General features: G+C 43.3%; 8 protein-coding genes. 3 read left to right on the top strand and 5 right to left on the bottom strand.

What is annotated here, in order from left to right:
- Positions 1-227 precede the first annotated feature (227 nt).
- A complete protein-coding gene (locus PN470_RS14270) occupies positions 228-1,061 on the top strand; it encodes a photosystem II manganese-stabilizing polypeptide (RefSeq protein WP_002773425.1) in 834 nt (277 codons plus the stop codon).
- 359 nt (positions 1,062-1,420) lie between these two features.
- Here PN470_RS14270 and PN470_RS14265 read toward each other — a convergent pair whose 3' ends face one another.
- Entirely contained in the window at positions 1,421-2,485 is a 1,065-nt protein-coding gene (locus PN470_RS14265) for a sugar transferase (RefSeq protein WP_103112614.1), read from the bottom strand.
- 298 nt (positions 2,486-2,783) lie between these two features.
- The gene (locus tag PN470_RS14260) at positions 2,784-3,872 is read right to left on the bottom strand and encodes a type I restriction endonuclease (RefSeq protein WP_012266451.1); all 1,089 of its coding nucleotides are present in this window, start codon (positions 3,870-3,872) and stop codon (positions 2,784-2,786) included.
- A 198-nt stretch (positions 3,873-4,070) separates the two neighbouring features.
- On the opposite strand from PN470_RS14260, the gene PN470_RS14255 reads away from it, so the two are divergent.
- On the top strand, positions 4,071-4,526 hold the full coding sequence (locus tag PN470_RS14255; protein WP_271935924.1) for a DUF29 domain-containing protein: 456 nt from the start codon (positions 4,071-4,073) through the stop codon (positions 4,524-4,526).
- Between the two features lie 12 nt (positions 4,527-4,538).
- Positions 4,539-5,288 carry an amino acid ABC transporter ATP-binding protein gene (locus PN470_RS14250; RefSeq protein ID WP_271935923.1) on the top strand — a complete coding sequence of 250 codons (750 nt, stop codon included), beginning with the start codon at positions 4,539-4,541 and terminating at the stop codon, positions 5,286-5,288.
- Positions 5,289-5,306: 18 nt separating this feature from the next.
- Here PN470_RS14250 and PN470_RS14245 read toward each other — a convergent pair whose 3' ends face one another.
- From PN470_RS14245 to PN470_RS14235, 3 genes are all read right to left on the bottom strand, one after another.
- Positions 5,307-6,872, bottom strand: a complete 1,566-nt coding sequence (locus tag PN470_RS14245; RefSeq protein ID WP_271935922.1) for a cation:proton antiporter — start codon at positions 6,870-6,872, stop codon at positions 5,307-5,309.
- 209 nt (positions 6,873-7,081) lie between these two features.
- Complete coding sequence (locus tag PN470_RS14240; protein ID WP_272104720.1) at positions 7,082-10,384, bottom strand: efflux RND transporter permease subunit; 3,303 nt, start codon at positions 10,382-10,384, stop codon at positions 7,082-7,084.
- Positions 10,385-10,390: 6 nt separating this feature from the next.
- Positions 10,391-11,490: hypothetical protein (locus tag PN470_RS14235; protein ID WP_271935920.1), on the bottom strand; the 1,100-nt coding region annotated here is incomplete at its 5' end.

The raw sequence follows: 11,490 nt of genomic DNA, 5'->3' as shown, positions 1-11,490 counted from the left end.
GCCTATTGCCTATTGCCTATTGCCTATTGCCTATTGCCTATTGCCTATTGCCTATTGCCTATTGCCTTTTGCCTTCTGTCTCTCCTCTCCCTGTCTCCCATCTTCTCAATGGTCACTGATCTTTGATAAACTGAGTTTCGGTGAATTGGCGCAACCGATTCGATAATTCATCAGGCTATGGATCAAGGGTAGTAATTGTAAAGATTGACAAAGAGAGGTTGACATAGATGAGATTTCGTGCATTGTTAGTTGCCTTTTTAGCCTTGTGCTTAGGGGTGTTGACAGCTTGTAGCGACGCGCCTAGTGCCGTCCTGAATAGAAACGAGCTAACCTATGATGAAATTTTAAACACTGGATTAGCTAACAAATGTCCGCAGATTTCCGAGTTTACCCGGGGGACTCTCCCCTTAGAAAGCGGCGAAAGTTATGTAGTGACAGATTTGTGCTTGGAACCCCAAGAATATTTTGTCAAGGGTGAACCCATTAATAAGCGGGAAGCGGCCACTTTTATCCAGGGTAAACTCTTAACCAGAGATACCACCAGTTTAGAACAGATGACAGCGACCTTAACCGTAGGCGAAGACGGTGTTTTAACCCTCAAGGAAGAGGACGGTATCGATTTCCAACCCATTACCGTACAATTACCCGGAGGTGAAAGAGTTCCCCTCTTCTTTACCATTAAAGGTTTCACCGGAAAAACCGAAGCTGGATTTAGCTCTATCAACAGTTCCACGGATTTTGAAGGCGACTTTAAAGTTCCCTCCTATCGTGGCGCTGGTTTCTTAGATCCCAAAGGTCGGGGTGTGGTGACGGGTTATGATAATGCTGTCGCTTTACCCGCTAGTGCTGATAGTCAAGATTTCCAGCGTGCTAACGTCAAAGCGACGGAACTGGGTAAAGGTACTATGTCTTTACAGGTGACTAAAGTTGACGCTTCTACTGGCGAGTTTGCTGGTGTTTTTGAAAGTGAACAGCCTTCCGACACCGATTTAGGCGCAAAAGATGCTGAAGAAGTGAAAATTCGCGGCATTTTCTACGGTCGTCTCGAAGCTCGTGCCTAATTAATTTTTGGCTAAGTTCAGAATTTCTGGAAATTAAGGCGAATTTCTCCCTGGAGAAGTTCGCTTTTTTCTAAGCTTTGACACAATTAATACTAAATCCGTTGAGTATAGGCTACTTATAGAGGAGAGGCACTCATGCAACAGGTAAAAGTTATATTGAGAGAATTAAGCATTAGTTGGTAACTCCCCAGGTTTGCCATGACATAGACATCATTAAGGTTAGTTCTGGTTAATTGCTCGTACAAACTATTTGGCAACACCTCTAATTTTCGCTTTTACTTTTTCAATATGTCAGAGGAACCTTGACAAATCAGAAATTTTCTAGAGCTATTCATATTTTTTATTGAGTATCTACTAAACTATAAACCCAGGCGACGGCGAGTTTTTTTGAAACTAAAGGGGGAGTGAGCCATAAATAGCTTCAAAAATTCTAGGCGACTTTGAAGATCACGATATTTTTTTAGGTAGTAAAATAGTGCTTCTAAATCAATATAAACACCCTTGCGATACAGGTAATGCGCTAATTCTATCCCACTAATCTCATTTTTTAAAAGGTCAATTAACTCAAGAGTGCTAGGTAAGCTATTGGGGCAGAATGAGGAACTATAGGCAGAGTTTACCCATGATGGTTCTTTATCTTTAAAGCTTTTAGATTCTGGGTGTCCGAAACCAATATTATAGATCAAAGAAGTTTTAGGAATAAGATGAACCCGATCTTGATACAAAGATGCAAGAGTAAGAGTAATAACCCAGTCAGTTCGATCATTTCTCTCTAGCCAGAACTGGCTCATTATAGTCATTTTTGTTTGCACGGTGGCGGGTATATTATAGAATTTTCCAAAAGGATTATATTGTTTAGGCTGATTGATGAGAGCGATATCATTCCAGCGATCGGCCCAGATACCGAATCCCCAAGAAAAAACTCTATTAGAGAGAGCAAAATCCTCTTCGAGCAGAGGATATGCTTGCTCTGGAAAGGTTGCATATCCGCTAATCGAAAAGATTTTTTTATGTTCACGGTATGCCTCTAATAAACGGCACATCCTATCATAAAAATATGGATTGGGAAAGTTATCATCTTCCAAGTAAACAACAGATTCATAAGTGGATAGGACTTCTGTCAAGGACAAAATGACATTTTGATCACAGCCCAAATTTTTTGGTCTTAACCTTATATCTACTGGAATTTTACTAGAGAACTCTTGCAGTAAAGCAATTGTTTGATCAATCAGGGGTATATCACGTTCACTTCTTGCTCCATCCACATAGGCAATGATCTGATGAGGAAATAGAATCTGTTGGGTTAACCCCTTTAAAACTTCCTTGAGTAGATCGGGACGAGTAAAAACTATTAAAATAACTGGCGGCAAAGAACTAGGTAAAGGCACCTCATCAAGAGACATTGGTAAATTTGTTAAATTCATAGACTACCGCAAAACAAAAATTTTAACATCTGCATAAATCATGCCCAATATGGTAACACCTTAATTTGACTGTGTCAAGCTTAATCACACTTCGATAACTCCCAGCTAGAATTTTTTGAACTTAACTTGAGAGAAAACTTTTATTATAATGCTCGGATATCCTGTCTCCTTTGCCTGACCACTTATTAACCGTAACTTTCTATCCCTAGATAAAATTTTACAACCATAATCAGCGATTACTAAAAATTATATCATTGAAAACCCCTATCGGTCATTAAAGAGATAGGGGCTAATTATTTTAGATACTTTCCGTTTGTTCTGACTTCCTTTTATAATTATCTTTAGTCAGATAGCGGATACGAGATTTCAGAAATTCAGCCAATCCATAAATTTCATCAAGACTGTCTATATTTGTGTTTGCTTCTTTACCAGTTTCGACGTTATCGGGAATACTGATTGATTTCTTGCCAGTTTTTTTGAACCACAGACGACAGACTGTTTTGGTTACTTTTCCATCTAAGTTGATACCAAAATAACTTCTAGTGTCTTTGTATTGAATCCGTGCGGTATTGATTTCTTCCCGTAGAATTGATTTAATAATGTAAAATACTTCCAGTTTTTCGGGATTAATTCCATGTTCCTCTGGTTCTTCTGGTGGAGGATCTTCTCCTGCTGGTGTATCAGGAGGATTTTGTCCAGTTTTTTTGATGATATCATTGATATACTCTTTGAGAGAATGCTTAATAATTTCTGTGAATTTTTCAACAACCAATGCAGTTCTCACTCCAGAATACACATGACTAACAAAAAACTTAACAAATTCGGGGGAAGGATCATTTAATTGCTGGGCAATCACTTTTTTAACTTCTTTTGTGTACAATAAATTGCGAGCAACCTCTTCTAGTTCGTCAGAATTAAAGCTAGATTTAGAAAAACGTTTTAATTCGTTAACAGAAGAGTCGTCAAAGTCGAGAATGTTAAACTCAAAAAATGGCTTATTGTCCATGATATTATCCTTGACGATATCCGTATAAAACCGATAGATAATTCCATTAGTTAAAACTCCAAAGTTAGCTCCAGTTGCATTAAAATATCGATGCAGTTGGGAACTATGTTTAGGATGCTCAAGATTTTGATGACAGCTTTTACATTCCATCAAAATAATCGGTTGATTGTCCAAACAAATAGCATAATCCACTTTTTCCCCTTTTAATCCAGTTAAATCGGCACTATATTCGGGGTGAACTTCCATGGGATTGAACACATCGTAACCCCATGCTTGCAAAAAAGGCATAATAAAAGCTGTTTTGGTTGCCTGTTCGTTTTGGATTTGAGAACGAGAGGTTTCAACTTTTTGGGCAATTTCTTTGAGTTTATCGATTTCCATGATAGCCTCATTATCTAGGATGTGTGGGTCATGTTCTCAGCCTAACCATAATTTAACCTTTTTTTTACCTAAGGGTCAAGCATTTTTGACTGTCATCATCATTAATTCAAAAATATTTACACTAATCAACCGCATCTTTTGTGCTATCATTTCTAGGAATGGGTTATTTTTAATAATGTCCCCATTTGATCAAAGACAATGCTTGCTTTAGAACAGCTTTATGAACGGGAGTACGATCGCTGGTTAAGCGAGACGATCGAGTTATTAAAAAATCGTCAGTTCGATCGGGTAGATTACGAACATTTAATCGAGGAGTTGGCAGCTTGGGGACGAGGGAAAAAAACTGCTGTTAAAAGTTTAATTTTATCGATAATAATCCAGCTGCTACTCTATCAATTTTGGACGACAGAAAGAGAAAAAAATAGTAATCATTGGGCGGCAGAGATTATCACTTTTCGAGTACAATTAGAATATAAGCTCACCACCAATTTAAGTAAATTTCTAGAACTAGAACTAGAGTTAGAAGATATCTATGAAAACGCTCGCTTAATTGCAGAAAAAAAGACAGGATTAAAAAATTTACCGATAATTTTTCCCTACTCTCTGAGACAAATTCTTGAGAAACAGTGGTTTCCCGATACAGATAATCAATAAACTCTCAAAAATATGGAATCTCACAACAGTGAACCGATTATAATTGCCGAAGCGGTGGAAAAATGGTATGATAACCGCTTTCATGCTTTACGGGGAGTGAATCTCACCGTTAATAAACAGGAAGTTGTCGTGATTATGGGGCCGTCCGGTTCAGGAAAATCCACCTTTATTCGCACTTTTAACGGTTTGGAATCCTATCAAAAAGGTCGCATTATTATTGACGGAATAACTGTGTCCCAAAACCTGAAAAATATCGAGGTAATCCGTCAGGAAGTCGGCATGGTTTTTCAACAATTTAACCTCTTTCCCCATCTGACGGTATTAGATAATGTCACCCTCGGACCCATGTGGGTGCGCGGTTGGAAAAAAGCGCAAGCGGAGGAAATAGCGAGAAAACTCCTCGAAAAAGTTGGTATTCTCGAACAAGCACTTAAATATCCCCCTCAGTTATCGGGAGGACAACAGCAGCGGGTGGCAATCGTTCGCGCTTTAGCTATGCAGCCGAAGGTGATGTTATTCGATGAACCCACCTCAGCTTTAGATCCGGAAATGGTGCGAGAAGTCTTGGAAACGATGCAAAGTTTAGCCAAATCGGGGATGACCATGGTTTGTGTCACCCACGAGGTAGGATTCGCGCGAGAAGTGGCCGATCGAGTGGTATTTATGGATCAGGGTTTAATTTTGGAAATTGCCCCCCCAGCAGAATTTTTTAATCATCCCCAATCCGATCGAACTCAGCAATTTTTAGCAAAAATTCTTTGATTTTCCATGACTTGATCATTAAACCATCTCTTTTTCTTCTTCTACCTCCACTAAAAGGGGAACGAGATTTTCATTTAAACGACCGGCTCGAATTAATTCTGCGTAGGTATTAGCTTCTATATCGAGTAAAGTATCTTGAAATTGTTCGGCCACCACATCTTTTAATTGTGGGTGTTCCTCTAGTAATTTTTGCAACTGATCCCGCAAGGACTTTAATTGTCCTTCCACCAGAGTTTTTTTGTCGCGATAAAATTCGGGATCGATATCGGGAAAACGTTCTGGTTGTTGCAGATAATTAGACACCCTAGTTAAAGCAATTTGACGAGCAATTAGGGCCGAATATTCGGTGCGAATCGGTTGATCACCAATAAGATTGAGGGCATTTAACAGCCATTGTATAGATAATCCTTGCACCAATAAAGTAAATAAAACCACCCCAAAAACCACGTCAATAATTTCTTGACGGTAGGGGATAGACGTGGGAACACTTAACGCTAGGGCGATCGAAACCGAACCGCGTAATCCTCCCCACCATAACACCGTTCTTTCCTTGAAACTGATCCTATTACCCGTAATTAGGTTACTAATTCCCCCTAGTCCAAAAATTGAGAACAGACGGGAAACCACCATAGCAGCGATCGCTATTAAAATCCCGCTTAAGTGACTGCCGAGACTCTCAAAACGGGTTTGATCGCCGATCAGTAAAAAGATGATGGAATTGACAAAAAAGGCGATAAATTCCCAAAATTCGCTAACTACCAGGCGCGTGCGGGGACTCATACCAATGCGCGAACCGAGATTACCGAGAATAATCCCGACAATCACCACCCCAATCACACCAGATCCGCCCAATTTTTCCGTGACGAGATAGGTTCCGTATGCAGAAACTAGAGTCAGAGACTGTTCCACAAAAGGCAGATCAAAGCGTTGGGTAAGGTAGGAAATGCCGAAACCGATCACGCAACCCACACCGATGCCAATCCCCACAAAGGTGCAGAAACGAGCGATCGTCACGGGGACGGAAAAGGTATCGACTCCCAAGGGAATCCCCACCAAGAGGACGAAAGCGACCACAGCGACCCCATCATTAAAGAGACTTTCCCCTTCCATCAGGATCGTCAGTTTTTTACTGGCCCCCAATTCTTTAAATAGGGCAATTACAGAGACGGGATCGGTGGCAGCTAGGGCAGCACCCAAGAGAAAAGCGATCGATAGGGGTAAATTAGCAAAGATATGTAGGGGATAGGCGACTCCCAAAACGGAGATAATCACCCCGATAACGGCAAAAAGGACGATAGTAACCCAATATTCCTTTAATTTAGCCCAAGGAATATTCCAAGCGGCTTCAAAAAGGAGGGGAGGCAGAAAAATTTCCAGAATTAATTCCGGGGAAAGATTAACTAGACGCAAATCTAAAAAAGCTAAACCCATACCGACAATAACTAACAGCAGGGTGTAGGGAATTTTGCGGAGGAAAGCAACGGTTCTCGATAAAGTGGCGACACTCAAGGAAATGGTCAAAACTAGCAGGAATTGCTCTAAATTATGAGCGATCGCCTCATTAGCTGTAGATTCTAGACTCATTATTTTCAGTTATCAGAGATGGGGTGTGGGGTGTAGGGTGTGGGGTGTGGGGAAGTGGGGGTGTGGGGAGGTGGGGAAGTGGGGTGATGGGGAAAGTGGGGAGACCACTTCGTGCGCGTTGCGGGGGGGAAGTGGGGAGGTGGGGGAATTTCAACTAAAACCCTAAAACCCTAAAACCCTAAAACCCCAAAACCCCAAAATCTAACACCCTAGTCATTCCCAGACTGAGGAGAGATTTTCAAAGAGGAAATGGCCCCTTCTTCTATCGGGGTTTCTGATGTATTCCTTTCCCCATCGAGAGAAGGGTTTTTTTTGCCGCCAGAACCGCCACTTTTCGGGGGTTTCGAGGAGAGGAATCGGGCCTCGAACTGTTTGATCAGCACATACAACACCGGGACGAGAAATAAACTCAACACCGTGGAAATCAGATAACCGCCTAGGATTGCAGTTCCTAGGGACCAACGACTCATCGCTCCGGCGCCGGAAGCGATAACCAAGGGCAAGAAACCAACTAAACCGGAAATAGCCGTCATCAGAATCGGTCTTAAGCGTTCCGTCGAGGCCCGGGCTGCCGCCTCGGGAATACTTAAACCCAAAGTACGGGACTGGTTAGCGAATTCCACGATCAAGATGGCATTTTTAGCCGCTAAACCGATCAACATGACCAAAGCCACCTGAGCATAGATATTATTATTCACCGCCGGGAAGAGACTACCCACTTGTAGGAAATTCGCCCGCAACAGTAAGGCCCCCATGGCACCTAGGATCGCTAGGGGAACGGTAATCATGATGATAATCGGGTCGATATAGCTTTCGTACTGGGCTGCAAGGACGAGGAAAACCACGATAAAGGCTAATCCGAAGATAACTGGGGCAGCCCCGGCGGAAGTTTTTTCTTGGAAAGCCGTACCCGTCCAAGCGTAACCGAAACCGGGCTGCAGGACTTTCCGACAAACATCTTCCATCACTGCGATCGCCTGTCCCGTACTAAAACCGGGGGCGGGACTACCCTGAACGTTAATTGAGGGATAGAGGTTAAAGTTAGTGATAATCGGTGGATAGGTGAAGCGTTTGACGCTAACTAAACCCGATAGGGGAATATTGGCCCCGGTACGGGAACGGACGTAAAGACGGTTAATATCTTCGGGATTAGAACGATAATCCGCTTCTGCTTGGGCAAAGACTCGATACAAGCGATCGCCTAAGACGAATTGGTTAACGAAGTTGGAACCGAGATAGGTTTGCAGGGTCCCGAAAACGGCCTGCATATCGACGTTTTGCGCCTGTAGCTGGTTGCGATTGATGGAAAGTTCCAGCATCGGCGTGTCGGTGGTAAATTGGGTGAAAATTCCCGATAATTCCGGTCTTGTTCGGGCCTCGGCCATGACGTTATTAGCGTTGGCAATCAAAGCGTCCATGGGGAAAGAAGCGCGGTTTTGGATAAATAACTCGAAACCGCCGGTAGAACTTAATCCATCCACGGGGGGCGCATTAACGGCGAAAGCGCGAGCATCTGGGACTTTAGTGGCTAATTGTTGGTTAATTTTCCTGAGAATGCCGAAAACCGACTTATCTTCGCCAGGCCGTTCCGACCATTCTTTTAACTTGACAAAAAATAGCCCTTGGTTGCTGCCACTTCCGGCAAAACTAAAGCCCGCCATACCGACAAAGTGTTCGATTTCTTCGATACCGTCGAGAATTTCTTCGTTAATCTGACGGATAACCTGGTCGGTGTAGCGCAGGGAAACCCCGGGGGGTGCTTGCACCAAAACGAAGGCATAACCTTGGTCTTCTTCGGGGATAAAACCCTGGGGAGTGGTATTGTAACTCCAAGCTGTGAGAAAGAGGGCGGCGATAAAGAAGGGTAACACTAAAAAACGGATGCGGATCAGAAATTCGATCGAGCGTCGATAGCCCTCTTTAACTGCGTTGAAACCCCGATTAAAGCCCTCGAAAAACAGTCCCAAGGGTCCGCGGGTGCCTTGGGGCGGTTTCATGATAATCGCCGACATGGTGGGGGAAAAACTGAGGGCGTTAAAGGTGGATATCAGAATTGAAGCGGAGATGATGACGGCAAATTGTCGATAAACGATCCCCACCGTACCGGGGAAGAAAGTGACGGGAATAAAAACCGCAAATAGTACAAGAGAACTGGCAATTACCGCCGAGGTTAACTCACCCATGGCATCGAGGGAAGCTTGAAATGGCCGCATTCCCTGTCGTAATTTTTCCGATACCGCCTCTACAACCACGATGCCGTCGTCCACCACTAACCCAGTGGCCAGAATGACGGCAAACAAGGAGAGGTTATTGAGAGAATAGCCTAAAGCCAGGGCGACGGCCATGGTTCCGATCAAAGATACGGGAATAGCGATCGCTGGAATGATCGTGGTGCGCCAATCCTGAAGGAAGATAAAAATGACTAGAATAACCAGTAAAATCGCCTCCACCAGAGTGCCAACGGCTTCTTCCAGGGAAGCGGCGACAAAGGCGGTATTATCGAGGGTAATGGCGATATTTAACCCCGGGGGAAAACTCGGTTCTAGTTCCGCCATTTTTTCTTTCACCAGTTTGGCGGTATTCCAAGCGTTGGAACCGGGCAACTGATAGACGATATAGACGACGGCGGGGGATTTGTCGAAATAGGCGGCGGTACTGTAGCTTTCGGCTCCGATTTCTGCGCGGCCTACGTCTTTAATACGGATTAAATCGCCATTTTCCCCGACTTTGACGACGATATTTTCTGCTTCCTCCCCGGTGGCAACCCTACCAACGGCGCGAATTGCGATCTGGAATTGCTGCTCTTCGGGACTGGGATCACCGCCAATTGTCCCCGCACCCACCTGAATATTCTGTTCTCGGATCGCCTGTACTACTTGTTCCGCCGATACGCCCCTAGCGGCTAAAGCATCGGGATTAAGCCAAAAACGCAGGGCGTATTCCCTTTCCCCGATGATGGTTGTACTACCAACTCCCTCGATCCGGCGAATCTCGGCATCGATGACTCGGTCAACAAAGTTACTTAAAAAGACTGTATCGTAGGGATAATTGCCCTTGTCGTCCGGTTTGGCGGAAATCCCGTAGGCAAGGGTAACGCTGGGGGATTGGGTATTGGTTGTCACCCCCTGCCGGTTCACTTCTTCCGGTAAACTAGCGGCGGCGGTACTGACACGGTTTTGTACCAAGACTTGGGCAATGTTACGATCCATTTCCACCGGGAAAAAGACATTCACCGTACTTTGTCCGGTGTTGGTACTCTGGGACTGCATATAAACAATCTGTTCTGTCCCGTTAATCTGGCGATCGAGTACCGTGGTAACGTTATCCTGTACGGTTTTGGCATCGGTTCCCAAATAGTTGGCATTCACCGCTACCTGAATAAATGCCAACTGGGGCAGTTTTTCTAGGGGTAAAAAGGGAATAGCGATCGCCCCGATCAAAACGATTAAAATCGAGCAAACTGTGGTCAGAACGGGTCTTTTAATGAAAGTATCGGCAATACTGAGGATCATAGGGCGTTACTGGTTCATCTTTTCTAGGATAGTTGCGGCAGTGGGAGATTTACGAGTCAGATAATTAAATATTAATAGTTTAAAGATGGTATCTAGGATAACGGGAACAGTGGCCACAAACAAGCTAATGAATGTAATATTCTCGCGCCAACCAAAGTGCCGGAACAAAGTTTCTAGGATTACCGTCCAACCCTCCGCCGAGTGAAACCCGACAAATATATCGGTAAAGAGGATAAAGATAAAGGCTTTGGTGATATCATTTAAGCTGAGAAAATAACGACTAACATAAGCTTGCGTAATCGCCAATTGTTGACGACCAAAAATTAAGATGGCAATAAAGGCTATTACTCCAGTAATATCGGAGAGCAAGTTTTTCCAACCATCTTGACTTTCATAACCCGCTTCTCTGAATAATTCTTGCACCTGTTCCCGAAAGGTTTCTTCTGATTCTTGCCCTGCTTTTGCTACTCCTAAAACGTGCTTGATTTCTTGTATTTCTTGAAGTCTAGCAAATTCCCTGAGATATTTTTCACCAATTTCCTGAGAAATATAAACTTCTGATATTTTCGCTCTATCCACACCAAAATAGTTTAAGACAGGGCTAAAAATAAAGTTTTTACTAATAACCTGCACCGAGAGAGGAACTAAAATAATAATCAGGATAAAACGGATAGCGATGCGCTGCTGTTGTCGCAGGGTACGGAGTTGTTTGATGACAGTTTGTTCGTATTCGGGGGTTAATTCTTGCTGGAAGTTAAAAAATTTATTACTGGTTGCAGGAGAAATTATCTGGTTATCTTTATCCCTGGGTTTATCACTGGTGAGATTGGTATTAGGCAGATTTGGGGTTTGATTATTCGGTAATGGGGGCAGCAATTCCCCTAAATCTAGGCGATATTTACCGATAATATCCTCGATCGCCTTTAAAGTCTCTAGGATGTTATTATTTTCTGGGTTAGTTTGCGGGTTAAGAAAATTACCCAGACGCACTTGAGTTAAATCGAAACGTATCTGTAATAATTCTCGCTCTAGGGTACTTTGAAAGTAATCATAAACACTTTTTCCTCCCACGGCAGCTGGGGAAATTTTTTGTCCCCCAAAATGTT

The organism is Microcystis sp. CS-574, from assembly GCF_028329095.1.
GTDB lineage: Bacteria > Cyanobacteriota > Cyanobacteriia > Cyanobacteriales > Microcystaceae > Microcystis > Microcystis ichthyoblabe_A.
The sequence above is the reverse complement of the archived record's forward strand: the minus strand, read 5'-3'. Positions and strand labels throughout refer to the sequence as shown.